This is a genomic window from Paenibacillus rhizoplanae (assembly GCF_042684125.1).
Classification (GTDB): Bacteria; Bacillota; Bacilli; order Paenibacillales; family Paenibacillaceae; genus Paenibacillus_AQ; species Paenibacillus_AQ rhizoplanae.
Genome location: NZ_JBHUKY010000096.1, coordinates 22906 through 40954 on the forward strand (window position 1 = coordinate 22906; position 18049 = coordinate 40954).

The following is an 18049-nucleotide window of genomic DNA, read 5'->3' on the forward strand; positions in this document are numbered from 1 at the left end:
AGACGAAGGGGGCGGCGGCAGCGTGGCCTGGAGAGGAAATATTTGACCGGAGAAAAGAAAAAAAGCCGGTGGGCACAGAGCCGCCGGCTGAAAGGAGAGTAACCCGTGAAAAGCTACCGCGTCTCCAGATATGCAATTCCCAGCGCCCCGGTGACCGGATTGCGGTAGGTTTCGCATTCCACATCGAAGACCTCGCCGATTAATTCCTTGGTCAGGATATCCTCAGGCACTCCGCTGGCCGCGACCCGGCCTTCCTTCATGACATACAGATAGTCGCAGTATTCGGCGGCCAGGGTGAGATCATGGAGGGCGGCGAGAATGCCGATATCCAGCTTTTTGACAATATTCAGAATCTGCAGTTGGTATTTAATATCCAGATGATTGGTCGGTTCATCCAGGATCATGAATTCCGGCTGCTGAGCCAGTACACGCGCTAGTATGACCCGCTGCTTCTCGCCGCCGGATAAGGAGTTATAGCTGCGGCTTGAATGCCCCTCCAGATTTACCTTGCGGAGTGCGGCCGAGACAATGTCAGCGTCCTGCTGGCTGTCGGTTTCCAGCATGCCTTTGTGAGGCGTCCGGCCCATCGCCACCATCTCACGAACGGTGAAGTCGAAGCTCAGCTCGTTGAACTGGCCGACTACGCCCAGCTTCCGGGCGACAAGCTTCGGGCTGGCCTTGATCACATTAAGCTCAGAGAGGAAGACCTCTCCCTGACGGGGCTTGATGACCTTGTAGATGCTTTTGAGCAGCGTCGATTTGCCGCAGCCGTTCGGGCCGATCAGGCCGACGAATTGCTTGTTTTGCACCCTCAGCGAGACCTCCTGCACAATCTTCGCCTCACCGAAAGAGACACTTAGCCGTTCAACATTCAGATTCATCAGCTTTTCCCTCCGAAGGCATAGCCTTTTCTAATCAGCATGTACATGAACATCGGCGCTCCAATCAGGGCGGTAATGATCCCGATCGGCAGCTCCACATTCGGTACGATGGTCCGGGCAATGACGTCCGTCCAGATCAGGAAGATCGCCCCGAACAGAATGGACGCCGGCAGCAGCCTGCGGTGGTCCGAGCCCACGAGTCCCCGCACCAGATGGGGGATAATCAGTCCCACGAAGCCGATCATGCCGCAGCTTGCTACCATAACTCCGGTAATCAGCGCTGTGAGAATCATGTAGACTCTGCGGTAGGCACCCAAATGAATGCCCAGCGTAACCGCCGCCTCATCGCCAAGCAGCATGGCATTCAGCACACGGAACTGCGAGAGGAACAGGATAACGGCGAGCAGGACGGTGACCGAGATCAGCGGCAGCTTGTCCCAGCTTGCGGCGGCCAGGCTGCCCATCGTCCAGAAGGTAACCGTCTTGATGCCTTCGGCATTGTTCGCGAAGTAGACAATGAAGTTGGCAAAAGCGGTACATAAAGCGTTAATGACCATCCCGGCCAGCACCAGCTTGACGGAGGTCATTTTGCCGCCCGCACTGGCAAGTGTAAGGACCAGCAGAGAAGCGCCAACCGCCCCTGCAAAAGCCCAAAAGGCGACTCCCGACTGCCCAAGCAGCCCCATCGAGCCGAAGCCGATCAGGATGGCGAAGGTTGCGCCCAGCGAAGCGCCGGAGGAAATACCGAGTATGTATGGATCAGCCAGGGGATTCTGTACCGCCGCCTGCATGATCGTCCCGCACAGCGTAAGTCCGGCGCCGATGAACATCGCCATCAGGACACGCGGGAAGCGGATTTTCCAGATAATATCCACGAAAGAACCGTTCGTCAGCTCCTGTATATCTCCAATCTGGATGCCTGTGATGTGATGCAGCAGAATCCGGTAGGATTGGGAGACAGGAATGTCCACCTGGCCGAAGGAGACCGCAGCTCCGGCAGACAGCAGGGTGATAATGAAAAGGATGCCTATAACAGCCATGAAGCCGTAACGGGAATGAATGAGAGATTGCTTAGGCTGTGAGGGTACGGCTATATCGGTATGCATGACAATGGGAAGGCTCCTTTACATTAGAAGATTAGTATGGACTGACTCATCAGACGGGACTGTGAGCAGGATATCGTAACTTGTCCTTAAATATAAGGCACATTGAGAATGATTGTCAATGATAATAATTCTCATTGACATGCTGTCCAACTTTCTATATTCTACGGAGGTATCCCCTGCAAGGCTATAGGCTTAATGCCCTTCCCGGAGGATAAATAACGTACATACAGAAAAGGGGACCTAAGAGAATGAAGAAAATATTCAAAAGATATGTACCGCTGCTGGCGGTTCTGGTGATGGCAGTTATGCTGGCGGCTTGTTCTTCTGCTGCAGGCAATGAGAAGGACGCGGCAGCAACGGCTGCACCTGCATCAGCCAGTCCCGCACCGGCGGAGCCTGCACAGGCGGCCAAGACGGTATATCCGCTTACCATCCAGAACCACACGAACAACGGGGAAGGCACCGAATGGAAGGCGAATTCGCAGACCTTCGATAAGGCGCCTGAGAAGGTAGTAGCGAATACGCAAGGTGCGGCTGAGCTGCTGATTAAGCTGGGGCTTACCGACAAAATGGTTGGGGTTGCGGCTCTCTATGGTGCAGGCGATCCGGCAGTTCAGGAAGAATTCAAGAAGATTCCTGTGATCTCACAGGACTATGCCAGCAAAGAACTGGTTGTGGGCAGGGGCCCGGATCTGGTGATGGGGCGCGGCGGCCTGTTCGCAGATGCGGATTGGGGAGTAGGGACGGTAGGCGGACTCAATGAGCTGGGCATCAAGACCTTCGTGCAGAGCACGAGTCTGCAAGGGGCAACGCTTGACAGCCTGTACAAGGATATTGAACAGCTCGGCCAGATCTTCGATGTGCAGGAGAAGGCTGCTGCATACATTGCAGAGCTGAAGGAGCGTGCTGCGAAGCTGAAGGAGGGAGCGGCGGCCACAGGCGCCAAGACCTTCGCTTATGTATCTGACGGAGGCAATGGCGCAATTGCTGTCTATAGCGGGAACGTGGATACTTTTGCGGGAGATGTGCTGGGGCTGCTTGGACTGACCAACAGCTACGCGGATGTGACCGGTGAGATCAGCAAGGAGCAATTGATCGCGACCAACCCGGATGTCATGCTGATCTCGGTGTACACAGGCGGTATTGATGCTGACCAGTCGATAAAAGCGTTCTATGCCGATCCGTCACTACAGAGTCTGAAGGCGATCCAGAACAAAGCGATCTATAAGATTGACTTCAACCAGTTCTGGGGCTACAGCTATTCCATCTTTGACGGGGCGGAGAAGCTTGCGTCTGAGCTGGCTGCTGCGAAGTAAGCCGATTTTATTTTGACAAAAAAAGCAGCCTGAGCTGTCACTCCAACGGGTGACGGTTCAGGCTGCTTTTGGCATTCTCATAGATATTCATAACCACCTGCTGGATCGGCAGCTCCTTGACGGAAATATCCGAGAAGGCATGCCTCCGGGAGATATTCTCCAGGAAATCGCTGATTGAGATCCGGGCGGTGTCTACCTCAAGCGTAATCTGTAAGTCGGAGGGGCGTTCCATAACCTTGGTCCAGTCGTTGTCGAAAAGGGTGTCCCGTACAGACTCGTTAAACGTAAAGCTCACGTGCTTCTTCTCTCCGAGGAACAGCTTCAGCCGCTGCAGCGAGTCATCAAACACCTTCTCGCCATGGTTAATGACAATCACCCGGTGGGCTAACTCCTCCACATCCTCCAGATCATGGGTGGTGAGAATACAGGTCATGTTCTGCTGCTTGTTCATCTGGTGGATGAATTCACGGATTTTGAGCTTGGCGATCACATCCAGCCCGATGGTCGGCTCATCCAGGAACAGGATGTCCGGCCGGTGCAGCATCGCCATGACGAATTCGCATTTCATGCGTTCGCCAAGCGACAGCACCCGGGTGGGCTTCTCCATCACTCCGGCGATATCCAGCAGCGATGCCAGCTCGTCCAGACGGTTGCTGAAATCCGTGGCCGAGATACCATAGATCGCTTTGTTCATCTTGAAGCTGTCAATGGGCGGGATATCCCAGATGAGCTGGGATTTCTGGCCGAAGACGGCCCCGATGGTGCGGACATAATGCTTCCGGTCCCGGGCCGGGGAATAACCGAGTACTTCGATCTCCCCGCTGGTCGGGTAGAGTGCGCCGCAGAGCATTTTGATCGCAGTGGATTTGCCTGCCCCGTTCGGACCCAGCATTCCGCAGATTTCGCCCTGCTCAATGGCGAAGCTGATATCGTTCACGGCCTGGACAGAGACTGCTTCACGCCGGAAAAAGCTCGTGAAGGTCTGTTTCATGCCTGCGCCCCGCTTATAGGTGGTATAGGACTTCGTTAAATGCTTGACATCGATCACCGGCATCAGCCGCCAACCCCCTCATATAATCTGATCATGTGCCGGTATACCCAAATGCCTGCCCAGAGAAAGACAAAGCAAGGCAGAATAGCGATAAAATCAGCGGCCTGTACCCGGCCAAGCAGTGCGGAGGCCGGGAGGTAGCCAACCATCCCCACGGGAATGATCAGCGTAGCTGCCGCCTGCACCGCCTTCGGGAAGATCGGCAGCGGATATTTGCCGACATGCAGCACACTGTCCGCCAGCTCGGATATCCGCGAATTGCCGACCCATTTGAAGGACATCGCCGCCATCATCAGCGATAATCCGGCCAATACAGCCGTCCCGGCCAGGAACATTCCGGTGAATTGCAGCCAGGCGAGGGCGGAGATAGCGCCGATATGCATAGCGGAGAAGATGAATAATGCAGCCCCGCCAAGGAATAATCCGACACTCTCTACAGAGAAGGTAGTGGCTACAATGTAGAACAGCGGATTCAGCGGCTTGAGCAGAATGACCTCGAAGCTCCCCTCCCGCACATGCGACATCGTTGTCCACAACAATCCTCCGAAGACCAGACTGGAGAGACCGCTGGACATGGTGAATATAGACTGGATCAACAGCACCTCGTATAAGCTCCAGCCGGGAAAGCTGGTGCCCGCCCGGTAGATTAACAGCGTCACCAGCGGAAACAGAATGTTGCCGATGAGTGTAATCAGACTGCTGACGATGAAGTTCATCCGGTAGGCCGAAGCGGTCTGGATAGCAGAGTACATGCACTGCTTGTATACATCTACATATTTTTTCATAACAGGAACGTTCCTTTCCCTCCGGGTATTCATGCGCCAACCGCCGTGAACTGCTTCATGGCCCGGCGGCGGACCAGCTCATTGCAGCCGAACATCACCAATACAGCTGCCGCCTGCATGCCTACGGCTTCGGGAAGGGATAGCTCAAGGCCGCCAAGTGAATAATGCCCGGTGAACACCATGGCAGGCATATAAGCAATGTACTGGAAAGGCAGGAACAGCTGGGTAACCTGAAGCCAGTGCGGGAAGAAATCAAGCGGAATCAGCGCTCCCGAGAAAATACCCGACACCAGCAGGAAGGCGCTGCGAATCCCGCCGGATTGCACCAGCCAGAAGGAGGTCAGGCCAATCGTATAATTGACATAGAAATTCATGAGAAAGGCAAGCAGCACAGACACCAGTGTCCACGGGAGGCTTGCCGGCCGCATATCGATCCCGAAGATGAAGATAAAGATCAGCAGGCAGGGCAGGAACTCAAATACGAACCCGAGTGAGCGGTGCCCGAGCTTCTGGAACAAGGCGAAGGAACGGTGATGCACCGGGCGCAGATGGAAGGTAAGGAATTTACCGGTGCGTACCAGCATCGACAGATTCCAGTCAGCAAAATCCATAATCAGATACCCGATCAGCGCCGTGGCCCCGAAATAGCGGATCATCTGCTGGAGATCAAGCCCGCCGAGCGTAGTCTGTCCGCCATAGACTGCGGTCCAGATGAAATATTGCACCATGAAATACACCGGGCCGACAATAACAGAGACCAAGGAATGGGTGCGGTAGGCACTCCATTCCTTGTAGGTAACCTCTGCAACGGCCCGGCAGATGAGCCAGTTATGCTTGAGACGGTTCATTACATCAGTCCTGACCAGATTACATTCGTTACATTGAACAGGGCTTCCGCATACCAGTTATCGTCCGTGAAAGGCACGAACCATACCGCAGTGAGCTGCTCCACCGGATCGATTACCATACAGCAGGCGCCGGCGCCTTCATGAAAATAAGTGCCCTCGGAATAGAGGAATGCTGGGCCTCTCCGCATATCCAGCCCAATGCCGTAGCTCCGGTCTTTGACATTGTTGCCCCAGCAGTAATCAGGCGTGCCATAGAGCGTGCGGGTGGTGAGCTTCTCTACGGCTTTCCGGCCGACAATCCGCGTATCCCCCAAGGTTCCCATGCCCAGGAGCATATTGGCGAAGCGGGTGAGGTCCGCAGTAGTAGAGACCAGCCCCCCGCCTGTATGGGATACATTCTCCCACAGCTTCTCTGCTGGAGGTTCTTCCGGCTGTATGGCATGGATCAGGTCATGGAGCTGCTTTTCCTTGCGTTCATTTCTTATAATGAAGCGCCTAGCCAATTCGGGAGTCGGCTCCCACATCGTGTCCTTCATGCCGAGCGGCTGCAGAATCTGCTCCTCTATGTACTGTTCAGCGGAAATACCTGTGACCTTCTTAATGATTTCACCAAGAATACAGAAGCCGAAGGAGCAGTATTGCCATTCCTCACCGACCGGTTTGTCGATCCCGCAGCTCAGTGCAGCTGTGATCCAGTCTAACTCGCCGTCCTCCGGCTTATACTTGTCGAAATATTCGCCAATCAGCTGCCAGTAAGACTTGTGATAAGGAATCATGCTGCCCGCACAGTCAGGGAACAGACCGGAGGTATGCGTGAGCAGGCTGTAGATGTCGATTTTATTGAACGGTTCTACGTTAAACGGTTCCAGAAAGGCACCAACGGGAAGGTCCAACCGGAGAAGACCATCCTCCACCAGCTTGGCTATAGCAACAGAGGTAACCGCCTTGGTGATGGATGCGATGTGATGAACGGTTGTCGGCAACAGCGGGTCCGTCCGGTCTTCGCGGTAGGAGAGGGGGCCGATGGCACCATTCATGAACGTCTTGCCGTACCGGGAGACGCTGTAAGCGGCTGCCTGGATTTTGTTCTCGTCGATCAGTTTCTGAAAGAGGGTATGGAGTACCCCGATTCTTGAAGCGTCATAATGAACCTCTGCCGGTGAGCAGTCGGTAATGCCGGGAGTGTGCAGCATAAAAGTATATGCCTCCTCGAAGGTTGTGGCGCTGAGCGAACCAGCTATGCCCAGGGAAATGCGCCCAGGCTTCAGTATATCTTCCATATAGTGTTAGTTACAATGGAAAGTTTGGTTTATAACCAATTTCTCCGGCTCTAAAAGAGGGGTGAACAGGATAAATAGAGAAATAAAAGTATGATAAATATTTCACAGAACGGAAGGACAATGAATCACATCATGAAAACAAAGCCGTTAACGAAAAGCATTACGTTCATGCAAGCGCTGGCCCTGGTGGTCGGGATGATTATCGGATCGGGGATTTTTTTGAAGCCCGGAATTGTATTGAATAATGCGGGTAGCCCGTGGATGAGTATTCTGGCCTGGGGTGTTGGGGGGATCATTACCCTGGCTTCGGCGCTGAGTGTGGCGGAGATTGCGGCCGCCATTCCGAAGTCGGGAGGTCTATATACTTATTTAAGTGAATTGTACGGCGGAGTGTTCGGTTATCTGCTCGGCTGGGTTCAGGCGGTAATCTCCTATCCGGCTTCTGTAGCGGCGCTGGCTATTGCTTTTGCTACCTATTCCGGTTACTTCCTGCCGCTGAGTGCATGGCAGCAGAAGCTGCTTGCGGTGGGCATTCTGGCCTTCATACTGCTGATGAATGTCATCGCGACGAAGTTCGGCGGGATCATTCAGACGGTGGCCACGGTAGGCAAGCTGATTCCGGTAGCAGGCATTGTGGGCGTCGGGCTGTTCTCGGATCTGGCTCCCGGATTCGGCGGCATCGGTACAGCGGCTGCGGGTGCAGGCTTTGGGGCTGCGGTGCTCGGCACACTCTGGGCCTATGACGGCTGGATCAGCGTCACCAATATGGCGGGAGAGATCAAGGACCCGGCCAGGACGCTGCCGAAAGTCATTTCGATCGGTGTTATTTTTGTTATCGCTGTGTATGTGTTGTTCAATATTGCGGTGTTTCAGGCGCTGCCCTATGACCAGATTGTGTCGTCCCCGACTCCGGGAGCCGATGCGGCTGAGGCTTTGTTCGGTAGCGGCGGCGGAGCCTTTATTACGGCAGGCATTATCGTCTCTGTACTGGGTGCGCTGAACGGTTATCTCATGACCGCAGCACGGGTGCCGCAGGCGATGGGGGAGCGGGGACAAATTCCGTTCTCCCGGGTGCTAAGCAGCATTCATCCGAAGTTTCAGACACCGGCGAATGCGCTTGTTTTTCAGAGTGTGCTGGCGGTAGTCTACATCTTCTCGGGCACCTTCAATACGCTGACGGATCTGCTGGTGTTCGTGCTCTGGATCTTCTTCACTATGGGCGTGTTCGGTGTGTTCCTCCTGCGCAGGAAGTTGCCGCCCGTACAAGGCCGCTATCGCGTGCCGCTCTATCCGTTCACCCCGATCCTTGGCGTAGCAGGGGGGCTCTATATTCTAGCCAGTACAATTATCAGTGATCCGCTGCGCTCACTTATAGGGATTGGCATCACGCTTGCCGGACTCCCGGTGTATGTGGTGATGATGCGGAAGAATCGCGTGTAGACAGCAGTTTATAGCCGGGTGTGAGAAAGTTTCAATAAAACAGTTGACAGCGCCCGTTCAAAAAAGTATACTATGAAAGTACTTTTGAGCGGACGCAGTCAGCTTAGAGATCATCGTCTAGAAGAAACATACATAGACACCATACGGACTCTTAGCTCAGTTGGTAGAGCAGTAGACTCTTAATCTATTTGTCCAGGGTTCGAGCCCCTGAGAGTCCATCCCTTAAGAAACGGCAGAAATGCCGTTTTTTTGCTGTTTTGAGAGATGTGTGCGGTAAACCGAATACATTGGGACCGGGGATGGCGCGTGGGCCGAATGTAATCGGAAAACCGATTATATTGGGTCGTGTGTAGGCGCATGGGCCAAATGTAATCGAAAAAGCGGATACATTATGCATCCGCAAATTCCGGAAGTAGTTTTACCCCTACATATGCTCTGCAAGCTGTACCTCGAAGCCATCAGGGTCCAGGATATAGAAGAAACGCAGGCTGGTATTCGGCGCTATGGGGCCGCGTGCTACCGGGATTCCTTCCTTACCAAGCTCCGCCATAGCCTCGTCCAGCGATGCGACCTCGAACCCTACAGACACTCCGCACTCCGGCTTCAATGGCGGGTCGCTACCCTCTATCAACTCAAGCTTCGGCTGCCCCTCTATCCCCAGCATGACGATCTGCTTCCCTCTGCTCTCGAATCTGCGCTCCACAGGAAGCCCTAGAATTCGGTGATAGAAGTCAAGGGAAGCCTCCAGATTACGTACCCTGAGTGTCATCCAATTCATACTAAGCTTCATCAATATCCATCCTTTGCTGTACAATTCAGTTGCTGCTGTTATAAGCTATCCGCATATTCTACCATATTCGATCAGGAGGTTGTAACCATGAACATAACAACTATAGAAGCAGGCGGCAGAGTTATCGCTATAGTGAGCGGCAACGAGGCCGTGGTCGGGAATGTCCAGAGCGCGCTCGATCTAATGGCAACGGTACGCTATGAGACAGATTGCGACCGGATCGTGATCCATAAGGCGCTGCTGAGCGAGGAGTTCTTCGACCTCAAGACTCGGCTGGCCGGTGAGATTCTGCAGAAGTTCATTAACTATCAGGTGAAGGCAGCCGTGGTGGGTGATTTCAGCAGCTATACCAGCCGCAGTCTGCGTGATTTCATCTATGAATGCAACCAGGGGAAGGATGTATTTTTCGTAGCGGATGAGCAGCAGGCAGTTGAGCGGTTGAGCCGGGTCTAGAATTTCGTAGCGTCAGAGCAGTAGACTGCAATTCGTTAGTCCGGCCTCTATGCAGCCGGTAGTGGAACCGGAAACCCCAGATATGATAAGCTCATGGAATCAGGGCAGCCCTGAACTAAGGAGGGGAAAGATATGAGCAGCTTAATAGCAGGTGAGGTCTATTCCGGGTTTCAAGTGATACGCAAGGAGTACATACGGGAAATCGAATCCTCCGTATACACGCTGGAGCATCAGCAGAGCGGAGCACGGCTGCTCTATGTACAGAATCAGGATGACAATAAGGTGTTCAGTGTTACGTTCCGGACTCCGCCTGCGGACAGCACGGGAGTGTTTCACATTCTGGAGCATTCGGTCCTCTGCGGCTCCGACAAATTCCCGGTAAAGGAACCGTTCGTGGAGCTGCTGAAGGGCTCGATGAAGACGTTCCTGAACGCTTTTACCTTTGGCGACAAAACGATGTATCCGGTAGCCAGCCAGAATGACCAGGATTTCGCCAATCTGATGGAGGTCTATCTGGACAGCGTCTTTCAGCCGAATATTTACAGTCAGCCGGAGATCTTCGAGCAGGAGGGCTGGCATTATGAGCTGCCGCATTCCGGGGATGAGCTGATCTACAAGGGCGTCGTCTACAATGAGATGAAGGGTTCGTATTCCTCGCCAGTGACGGTGCTGATTGACCGGATCAAAAAATCGCTCTACCCGGGTACGCTCTACCGTCACTCTTCCGGCGGTGACCCGCAGCATATTCCTGCCCTGACCTATGAGCAGTTTCTGGAGGCGCACCGGAATTATTATCACCCGTCGAACAGTTATTTTTATCTCTATGGCGATTTGAATATCGAAGCACGGCTGCAGTTTATCCATGAGGAATACCTCAGCCGCTATACCCGCAAGGCTATAGATACTTCGATTGCACTACAGGCACCGGCCGGCATGACCCAGCTTACGGCGGAGTATCCCATTCTGGAGACGGAAACGGCTGCCGACAAGACATACTTGAGCTTGAATTATGTAATTGGGACCTCTCTGGACCGGGAGCTGAATCTGGCCTTTGCCATTCTGAAAAGCATGCTGATGGACAGCAATGCGGCCCCGCTGAAGCAAGCGCTGCTGGAGAGCAGCCTGGGCAAGGATGTGGTTGCTTTTTATTCAGATAGTATGGTTCAGCCTATGCTGGGTATTGCCTTGACACATTCTAATCCTGAAGCCAAGGAGGAGTTCGTGAATCTGGTCAGAGCGACTCTGAGCCGCCTTGCTGCGGACGGTCTGGATGAGAAGCTGGTGCTCGCTGCGGTGAACAGCAAGGAATTTGAACTGCGTGAAGCCGATTTCAGCCAATATCCGAAGGGTCTCACCTACAACATGGAAGTGATGAAGGCCTGGCTGTATGACGGCTTGCCGTCCACGTATCTGGAATATGAAGCGGCGCTTGCGGCGATCCGTGAACAAAGTGCCAACCGTTATTTCGAGCGCCTGATAGAGACCTACCTGCTGAACAGTAACCACTGTAGTGTCGTTGTCCTCCAGCCCTCTCAGACCCTGGCGGGGGAAAAGGATGCGGCGGTCCGCAGCCGTCTGGCGTCATACAAAGCGTCTTTGGCCCCGGCCCAGCTGGATGAACTGGTGCTTAGCACGCAGAAGCTGCTGGCCCGGCAGAACACTCCTGACCCCTCAGAGGAGCTGGAGAAGCTGCCGAAGCTGACTCTCCAGGACATTAACCCTATTGCCCCGGCCGGAGTACCTACAGTGGAGTACGCGCTGGATGGGATTAAGGTGCTGCATCATGAAGTGGCTGCCGGTACAATTGCCTATATTAAGCTGTACTGGGACACCAGCGTGCTTGCTGCGCAGCAGATTCCTTATCTGGAGCTGCTGGCGAGAGTGCTTGGACAACTGGAGACGGAAGCCTACAGTATTGAGGAGCTGACCAGTGAAATCGGAATTTCGACCGGGGGCATCCGTTTTCAGAATGAAGTGTTCGGAGCCGGGAAATCTGCGGAAGGCAGCTATCAGGCCAAATTCAGCGCGCGCATCAAGGTTATGCGGGGCAACATCGGCGGTTCCCTGAAGCTGCTGCATGAGCTGCTCTACGGCAGCAATCTGGATAACCTGTCCAAGCTGCAGGAGATTGTCCGCCGGGAAGCCTCCGGGATGGAGGCGATGCTGACGCAGAAAGGCAATGAGATTGCAGCCAGCCGGGTGCTGTCCTACTTCTCGGACCGGGGGATGTACGAGGAGCAGCTTGGCGGCGTGGCGTATTACCGCTTCATCAAGGAGCTTGCCCGCACCATTGACCAGCAGGCGGAGGGGCTTGCGGATACCTTGAAGGAAATCTGCGGGTTGTTGTTCAATACGCAGAATCTGACGCTCTCCCTCACCGGTACGGCGGATTCGTATGCGGAATTCGCTGCACATGTGCAGGAGCTTGACCTTAGCAGCCGGGCGGTGGATTCTCAGCCTCTCTTGTCTGCACAGGGCCAGGGGGTAAACGAAGGCTTCATGTCCGCGAGCCAGGTACAGTATGTAGTCAAAGGCTATGATTACAAAAAGCTGGGCTTCGTCTATTCCGGCAAGCTGCAGGTGCTCAAGAAGATCCTCAGCCTGACCTACCTGTGGAATACGGTCCGGGTCAAGGGCGGTGCGTATGGCGGCAATATGCTCCTGCGCCGCGACGGGGTACTTCTATTCACTTCCTATCGTGATCCGAACCTGCTGGAGACGCTGGAGGTCTATGACCGGGCCTCTCAGTTTGCCGGAGAATATACGGCAGATGAAGCGGAGATGGAGCAGGCCATTATCGGAACCCTGGCGATGCTGGACCAGCCGCTGAGTCCCGGCGCTACAGGCCGTCAGGCGGACCGGCATTATTTCGAGCAGATTACTGCGGAAGATCTTCAGCAGGAGCGTAATGAAATTCTGTCGGCCACAGCCGGGGATATCAGGAGCTATGCCAGTCTGCTTGAGGCGGTAACGCAGCAGAATTACTTCTGTGTGGTCGGAGGCGAATCCAAGCTGAAGTCGGCTTCCGGTGCCTTTGGCAGTCTGGAGGAGCTGGTGAAATAAGCGGGAGCGGCTACGATTAGCCAGCTAACACAAATCAGGGTGCCTCGAGAGCTGTTGACACAGCCGGGGCGCCCTGTTTGCAGCGGGTTAAAGTTTTCTTTGAATATTTGACTATTTAGTTTTAGAATATAAAGATTACTGACTTCTAGGAGGAACAATGCGTGGAACTTGGAATAAGCACCTTTGTCGAGACAACGCCTGATGTGAATACCGGAGTGACTCTAAGCCATGCGGAGCGGCTGCGCGAAGTGGTGGAGGAGATCGTGCTTGCGGATCAGGTGGGACTGGATGTGTACGGCGTGGGTGAGCATCACCGGCCTGATTTTGCAGCTTCATCGCCTGCTGTGCTGATGGCGGCGGCTGTACCGCTGACGACCCGAATCCGCCTGACCAGTGCGGTCATGATTCTGTCCTCAGCCGATCCGGTGCGGGTATTTCAGGATTTCGCAACACTGGACGGAATATCAGGCGGCCGTGCCGAGATTATGGTGGGCCGGGGCTCGTTCGTCGAGTCGTTTCCTCTATTCGGATATGATCTGAAGGACTACGAAGAGCTGTTTGACGAGAAGCTCGACCTGCTGCTCAAGCTGCGGGAGCCCGGCAAGGTGAGCTGGAGCGGCAAACACCGTCCGGCTATTCCGAATCTGGAGATCTATCCGCGCCCGGAGCAGAATCCGCTGCCGGTATGGATTGCGAGTGCGGGAACTCCGGAGTCTGCGGTCCGTGCGGGTACCCTGGGCCTGCCCTTTGCTCTGGCGATTATCGGCAATGTGAACCCTTCCGATTATGCCATGCATGTACGGCTCTACAAGGAGGCAGCAGCCAAGGCTGGTCATGATGTGTCCAAGCTTCCGATTGCAACGCACTCTCACGGTTATGTTGCGGAGACGGACGAACTTGCGGTAGAGGGCTTCTTCCCGTCTACACATGCACGGACGAATGTCCGGGCGGTGGAGAAAGGGCTGCCGTCGTATCACCGAGCGGATTACGATGCTGCCCGCAGCTTTGACGGTGCTCTATACGTGGGCGACCCGGACACAGTTGCCCGCAAAATCATCCACCTCCACGAGCATGTAGGGATCACCCGGTTCCTGCTGCATGTCCCGCACGGCTCCATGCCGCATGCTCAGGTGATGCAGGCCATCCGCCTCTTCGGGACAGAGGTAGCGCCTAGGGTGCGTGAGGGAATTAAGCGGTTGAAGCAGGCCTGACTGCTGTTGCCGCAGGATATTTCTCGTTAATCCTGGAATCCTGCCTGCAATACAACATCTTCCTGAGTAGCCTGGACTTAACCGGACATTGTTGTCTAAAATGCAGCATTTTTCCTCTTCCAGGCAGTTTAGAAGAAGAATTCCTGTATTTCATGCAACATTCCCCCTGTACAGCCCGGTATTCAGGGGATGAAGTTGCAGAACTTGCAATATTTCCGATACTTTGCGTTGCGTTCAACCCGTAGAACGTAAGAACCTTGGCGGACCAGCCGGTCACTTGGGGAAATTTGGAACTGTAGGCGCGGTAGCGACCGCTTTGTCACCGGATTTCCACCGCGAAGAGCGGTATTAATCAAGAAATCTGGGGATGGTCAGCGGCTGGAAGTCCAAATGTTCGCCGCAGTGACGATGAAGCTTCAAGTTCAAATCTTAAGTGCGTCTTATATAGTTGTAGGTTTTTGAGGTTGGTTTATACAACGAAGAGACCCCTGGCCATTAGGCCCGGGGTCTTGGTCTACCAGTGAAGAGATAGAAGGGGAAAAGTTAAGTAATCGAAGCCTCATAGATAGCTTGGATCGACGCAGCGAGGGTGCGGCCGAATTCCTCCTCCGTCTGCTGATCGCTGAGACCCTGTGACAAGGCGCGGGAGAAGCTGGCAATCACTCCATGCTGCCGGGCGAGCTTCTCGTTGGCTTCAGCCTGGGTATACCCTCCTGAGAGTGCTACGATCCGAACCACATGGGGATCTGCGGCGAGCTCGCTGTATAAATTATCCTCTGTCGGGATCGACAGCTTGAGCATGACCTTCACGCCATCTGCCAGCTCAGACAAGCGTGCGGCCAGTTCACCTTTCAGCAATTGCTCTGACTTCTGCTTGTCCTTGCTGAGGATATCTACTTCCGGTTCAATAATCGGAACGAGTCCGAAGGCGGCGATCTGCCGGGCCAGCTCGAACTGCTGCTGAACGACCTGCCGGATACCCTCCGGGTTCGCCTCATGGATCACGGAGCGCATTTTGGTGCCGAAGATATGCTTGCTGACTGCCCGCTTCAGCAGGTCATCAAGGGCGGGAATAGGCTTCATGAGCTGGACTCCTTGCTGAGGAGCGGCCAGTCCCTGGTCTATTTTGAGAAAAGGCACGACGCCCTTCTGCTCCCACAGGTAATCGGCGGTATATTGCCCGTCTATGAGGCGGTCCATCGTGTTCTCGAACAGAATTGCACCGAGAATATGCTCGCTTGTAAAGGCGGGGCTCTGAATAATGCGTGTTCTCATGCTGTGAACCATGGTGTACATCTCTTCGTCCCCTGAATAACGGTCTTCCTTAATACCGTATTGCAGCAACGCCTTGGGGGTGCTTCCCCCGCTCTGGTCCAGAGCAGCTATAAAGCCTTGGCCAGTGTGAATCCGGTCTAATTGTTCAGTATTCATGGTTAGGTTCATTCCCTTCTGCAAAATGAGATGGTTACTGTACCCTGTCTAGTATAGCACTTGCGCATAAGGACATACATCCGGGTCCGGCAGAGCTTTCCATTTGAGTTGAGAGATATGGTATGTTACCTTGTTCAATAGGATGGTATGATAGAAAGTGGGGTGAATTTAATTATGACAAACGAAACAACCAATGAGACCACCAATGAGCCGGTGAACGGGGAAGCGGAAGCTGCCGAGAAGGCCATGACTGAAGAGAACTGGAATGAGCTGCTCAAGGCTGTTTTTCATAACGGCATTGTAGCTCTCAAAATGAGCTTCAGCGATGTGGAAGGACAGGTGCTGAACCTGGACAACTACGGCCCGGTATTTGTATTCCGTGTGAAGGATAAAGATAACGCTGATTATTACTGCGGCTTCTTCCTTCGTGAGCTGGCTGGCCGCTTCCAGTCCGGTAACAGTCCGGAGATCTGGATGGCTTCCTTCTTCCACGAGCTGATGAAGACCAAGGGAGGCAACTCCATGCCTAAGCCGCTCGCCAGTGAAGAGGAAGCTAAGGCTGCTGTCGACAATGTGCTGGTTCCGATGTGTATCGCTGCTGTAACGGAGGAGTTCGCACCGGAGCAAGTACATGCCGGTCTGGCCTGGAACGAGGAGCATGGACCGGTCTTTGAAGCAGGCTTCCCTGCCATCACGGATGGAAATAACGTATGCGCAATCCCGCTCCATCTGTTACTGACGCATATGCAGCTTAACCGTGATCCTTCGGAGCTGCTCGTGCAAGGGATGTATAAGATCCGCGAAGAGCACGGACTCGAGTAGTACGGCACGGCAATAACGGCATAACCTTTGCAAAAGCATGAACCGCCTCCGTTGGAGAGCGGTTTTTTGCTGTGGTTGGGCTTGATGAGGCCGTCTCTTCCGAAAGGACGGCCCCTCCTTTTCCACCGGGGTTCGCTGAATTGTCAAATTTCTGGTTCTTCCGGGAAGCAAAAGCGATATATATGGGATGTAGCAGAAGAAGGCGCTGCCAATGATCATGTCCGAAACCGGTTGGGTAAGGTTTCAACTGCACGAACGTACGCGTGCATTGAAATAAGGCGGGCAACTTTGAAACGCAAAAGAGGAGGACGAAGATGTTTAGAAGAGGTAAAGTCTTAAGTTTGTTCATGCTGTTCACATTATTAATCGCGCTGATCCCAGCGGGGAGCGCAAGCGCAGCAAGCTGGAATCTGGCCTGGAGCGATGAGTTCGACGGCTCCTCCCTGAACACCGCTAACTGGACGGCTGAGATCGGCACAGGAACCGGCGGTTGGGGCAACAATGAATTGCAATACTATACGAACCGTTCACAGAACCTGAAGGTAACCGGCGGCAACCTGGTCATCACGGCGCAGAAAGAATCCTATGAAGGCATGAATTATACCTCGGCACGGATTAAGACACAGGGACTCAAGAATTTCACCTATGGCAAAATCGAGGCCAGAATCAAGCTGCCCTCCGGCCAGGGATTATGGCCTGCGTTCTGGATGCTCGGCTCCAATATCAACACCCCGCCCGGCTGGCCTGCCTGCGGCGAGATCGATATTATGGAGCGGGTGAATAATAATGCCTCCGTCAACGGTACGGTGCACTGGGATGCAGGCGGCCATGCCGAATTCGGAAGGGTATCCGGTAATCTGGACTTCTCTCAATATCATGTGTACAGCGTAGAGTGGGATTCGAAGTACATCAGATGGTTCGTGGACGGCAACCAGTTCAATGAATTCTATATTGAGAACGGAACCGGCAATACGGAGGAATTCCAGAAACCGTTCTTCCTGCTGCTGAACCTCGCGGTGGGCGGCAACTGGCCGGGCGCTCCTAATGGGGCAACCCCCTTCCCGGCACAGATGCTCGTGGATTATGTGCGGGTGTATCAGGCGGGTGCTCCTTCGAGCGGCATTGTCAGCGGCGGAGTCTACACCTTGATGAACAAGGTGAGCGGCAAGGTACTGGATGTGACGGATGTCTCTACGGCAGACGGAGCCAAAATGCATCAGTGGACTAATTACACCGCGGCCAATCAGCAATTCAGAGTGGAGAGTACGGGGGACGGCTTTTACAAGCTCACAGCGATGCATAGCGGCAAACTGCTGGATGTGCCGAATGCCTCCACGGCAAGCGGAGTCCAGCTTCAGCAGGCGAATGATAACGGAAGCAACGCCCAGCGGTGGAGCATCGTCGATGTGGGCGGCGGATATTACAAGCTGATCTCCAAAGCCAGCGGGCTGGCCATGGATGTCTCGAACTCCTCCACCGCAGACGGAGCGGTCGTGCAGCAATGGACCGACAACGGAACCGATGCCCAGAAATGGCAGCTTACCAAAATTAATTAGGGAACGGACGAAGCAG

The 18049-nt window shown here is 54.1% G+C and carries 15 protein-coding genes and 1 tRNA gene; 8 read left to right on the forward strand and 8 right to left on the reverse strand.

Features of this window, described 5'->3' with window-relative positions; all coding sequences use genetic code 11:
* Positions 1 to 113 precede the first annotated feature (113 nt).
* Positions 114 to 881, reverse strand: coding sequence for an ABC transporter ATP-binding protein (locus tag ACFSX3_RS30785; RefSeq protein WP_209994277.1), 768 nt, complete (start codon positions 879 to 881; stop codon positions 114 to 116).
* Entirely contained in the window at positions 881 to 1987 is a 1107-nt protein-coding gene (locus tag ACFSX3_RS30790) for a FecCD family ABC transporter permease (protein ID WP_209994276.1), read from the reverse strand. The genes ACFSX3_RS30785 and ACFSX3_RS30790 overlap by 1 nt, the downstream gene beginning before the upstream one ends.
* A 248-nt stretch (positions 1988 to 2235) precedes the next feature.
* Between ACFSX3_RS30790 and ACFSX3_RS30795 the strand changes: the two genes are divergently transcribed.
* The gene (locus tag ACFSX3_RS30795) at positions 2236 to 3303 is read left to right on the forward strand and encodes an ABC transporter substrate-binding protein (RefSeq protein ID WP_209994275.1); all 1068 of its coding nucleotides are present in this window, start codon (positions 2236 to 2238) and stop codon (positions 3301 to 3303) included.
* A 37-nt stretch (positions 3304 to 3340) separates the two neighbouring features.
* On the opposite strand, the gene ACFSX3_RS30800 is transcribed toward ACFSX3_RS30795, so the two are convergent.
* From ACFSX3_RS30800 to ACFSX3_RS30815, 4 genes are read right to left on the reverse strand one after another with little or no spacing between them, the layout of a single operon-like run.
* A complete protein-coding gene (locus ACFSX3_RS30800; RefSeq protein WP_379313695.1) occupies positions 3341 to 4357 on the reverse strand; it encodes an ABC transporter ATP-binding protein in 1017 nt (338 codons plus the stop codon).
* Positions 4357 to 5139 (reverse strand): ABC transporter permease, encoded by a 783-nt coding sequence (locus ACFSX3_RS30805; RefSeq protein ID WP_209994274.1) that lies wholly within the window; start codon positions 5137 to 5139, stop codon positions 4357 to 4359. Before ACFSX3_RS30805 ends, ACFSX3_RS30800 begins: the two co-directional genes overlap by 1 nt.
* 29 nt (positions 5140 to 5168) lie before the next feature.
* Positions 5169 to 5987 carry an ABC transporter permease gene (locus tag ACFSX3_RS30810; RefSeq protein ID WP_209994273.1) on the reverse strand — a complete coding sequence of 273 codons (819 nt, stop codon included), beginning with the start codon at positions 5985 to 5987 and terminating at the stop codon, positions 5169 to 5171.
* Positions 5987 to 7180, reverse strand: a complete 1194-nt coding sequence (locus ACFSX3_RS30815; protein ID WP_209994296.1) for a serine hydrolase domain-containing protein — start codon at positions 7178 to 7180, stop codon at positions 5987 to 5989. The genes ACFSX3_RS30810 and ACFSX3_RS30815 overlap by 1 nt, the downstream gene beginning before the upstream one ends.
* Before the next feature lie 219 nt (positions 7181 to 7399).
* On the opposite strand from ACFSX3_RS30815, the gene ACFSX3_RS30820 reads away from it, so the two are divergent.
* Together ACFSX3_RS30820 and ACFSX3_RS30825 are read left to right on the forward strand one after the other, a co-directional pair.
* Positions 7400 to 8707 (forward strand): APC family permease, encoded by a 1308-nt coding sequence (locus ACFSX3_RS30820; RefSeq protein WP_339223771.1) that lies wholly within the window; start codon positions 7400 to 7402, stop codon positions 8705 to 8707.
* Positions 8708 to 8852: 145 nt separating this feature from the next.
* Positions 8853 to 8925 (forward strand) — tRNA-Lys (locus ACFSX3_RS30825).
* A 206-nt stretch (positions 8926 to 9131) separates the two neighbouring features.
* On the opposite strand, the gene ACFSX3_RS30830 is transcribed toward ACFSX3_RS30825, so the two are convergent.
* The gene (locus tag ACFSX3_RS30830; protein WP_209994271.1) at positions 9132 to 9497 is read right to left on the reverse strand and encodes a VOC family protein; all 366 of its coding nucleotides are present in this window, start codon (positions 9495 to 9497) and stop codon (positions 9132 to 9134) included.
* An 87-nt stretch (positions 9498 to 9584) separates the two neighbouring features.
* Between ACFSX3_RS30830 and ACFSX3_RS30835 the strand changes: the two genes are divergently transcribed.
* The 3 genes from ACFSX3_RS30835 (at position 9585) to ACFSX3_RS30845 (ending at position 14224) form a co-directional block, all read left to right on the forward strand.
* The gene (locus ACFSX3_RS30835) at positions 9585 to 9950 is read left to right on the forward strand and encodes a DUF4180 domain-containing protein (protein WP_209994270.1); all 366 of its coding nucleotides are present in this window, start codon (positions 9585 to 9587) and stop codon (positions 9948 to 9950) included.
* A 132-nt stretch (positions 9951 to 10082) separates the two neighbouring features.
* A complete protein-coding gene (locus ACFSX3_RS30840) occupies positions 10083 to 13013 on the forward strand; it encodes an insulinase family protein (RefSeq protein WP_209994269.1) in 2931 nt (976 codons plus the stop codon).
* 161 nt (positions 13014 to 13174) lie between these two features.
* Positions 13175 to 14224: an Atu2307/SP_0267 family LLM class monooxygenase gene (locus tag ACFSX3_RS30845; protein ID WP_209994268.1), complete on the forward strand. Its 1050-nt coding sequence runs from the start codon at positions 13175 to 13177 to the stop codon at positions 14222 to 14224.
* Positions 14225 to 14767: 543 nt separating this feature from the next.
* Here the strand turns inward: ACFSX3_RS30845 and ACFSX3_RS30850 are convergent.
* Entirely contained in the window at positions 14768 to 15655 is an 888-nt protein-coding gene (locus ACFSX3_RS30850; RefSeq protein WP_209994267.1) for a fructose bisphosphate aldolase, read from the reverse strand.
* A 174-nt stretch (positions 15656 to 15829) separates the two neighbouring features.
* On the opposite strand from ACFSX3_RS30850, the gene ACFSX3_RS30855 reads away from it, so the two are divergent.
* Together ACFSX3_RS30855 and ACFSX3_RS30860 are read left to right on the forward strand one after the other, a co-directional pair.
* Positions 15830 to 16477 (forward strand): hypothetical protein, encoded by a 648-nt coding sequence (locus ACFSX3_RS30855; protein WP_209994266.1) that lies wholly within the window; start codon positions 15830 to 15832, stop codon positions 16475 to 16477.
* 314 nt (positions 16478 to 16791) lie between these two features.
* On the forward strand, positions 16792 to 18033 hold the full coding sequence (locus tag ACFSX3_RS30860; RefSeq protein ID WP_209994265.1) for an RICIN domain-containing protein: 1242 nt from the start codon (positions 16792 to 16794) through the stop codon (positions 18031 to 18033).
* Positions 18034 to 18049 lie beyond the last annotated feature (16 nt).

Coding starts and splice junctions, on each gene's coding strand:
- ACFSX3_RS30785 (WP_209994277.1), bottom strand. CDS start 881: ATGAATCTGAATGTTGAACGGCTAAGTGTCTCTTTCGGTGAGGCGAAG.
- ACFSX3_RS30790 (WP_209994276.1), bottom strand. CDS start 1,987: ATGCATACCGATATAGCCGTACCCTCACAGCCTAAGCAATCTCTCATT.
- ACFSX3_RS30795 (WP_209994275.1), top strand. CDS start 2,236: ATGAAGAAAATATTCAAAAGATATGTACCGCTGCTGGCGGTTCTGGTG.
- ACFSX3_RS30800 (WP_379313695.1), bottom strand. CDS start 4,357: ATGCCGGTGATCGATGTCAAGCATTTAACGAAGTCCTATACCACCTAT.
- ACFSX3_RS30805 (WP_209994274.1), bottom strand. CDS start 5,139: ATGAAAAAATATGTAGATGTATACAAGCAGTGCATGTACTCTGCTATC.
- ACFSX3_RS30810 (WP_209994273.1), bottom strand. CDS start 5,987: ATGAACCGTCTCAAGCATAACTGGCTCATCTGCCGGGCCGTTGCAGAG.
- ACFSX3_RS30815 (WP_209994296.1), bottom strand. CDS start 7,180: ATGCTGCACACTCCCGGCATTACCGACTGCTCACCGGCAGAGGTTCAT.
- ACFSX3_RS30820 (WP_339223771.1), top strand. CDS start 7,400: ATGAAAACAAAGCCGTTAACGAAAAGCATTACGTTCATGCAAGCGCTG.
- ACFSX3_RS30830 (WP_209994271.1), bottom strand. CDS start 9,497: ATGAAGCTTAGTATGAATTGGATGACACTCAGGGTACGTAATCTGGAG.
- ACFSX3_RS30835 (WP_209994270.1), top strand. CDS start 9,585: ATGAACATAACAACTATAGAAGCAGGCGGCAGAGTTATCGCTATAGTG.
- ACFSX3_RS30840 (WP_209994269.1), top strand. CDS start 10,083: ATGAGCAGCTTAATAGCAGGTGAGGTCTATTCCGGGTTTCAAGTGATA.
- ACFSX3_RS30850 (WP_209994267.1), bottom strand. CDS start 15,655: ATGAATACTGAACAATTAGACCGGATTCACACTGGCCAAGGCTTTATA.
- ACFSX3_RS30855 (WP_209994266.1), top strand. CDS start 15,830: ATGACAAACGAAACAACCAATGAGACCACCAATGAGCCGGTGAACGGG.
- ACFSX3_RS30860 (WP_209994265.1), top strand. CDS start 16,792: ATGTTTAGAAGAGGTAAAGTCTTAAGTTTGTTCATGCTGTTCACATTA.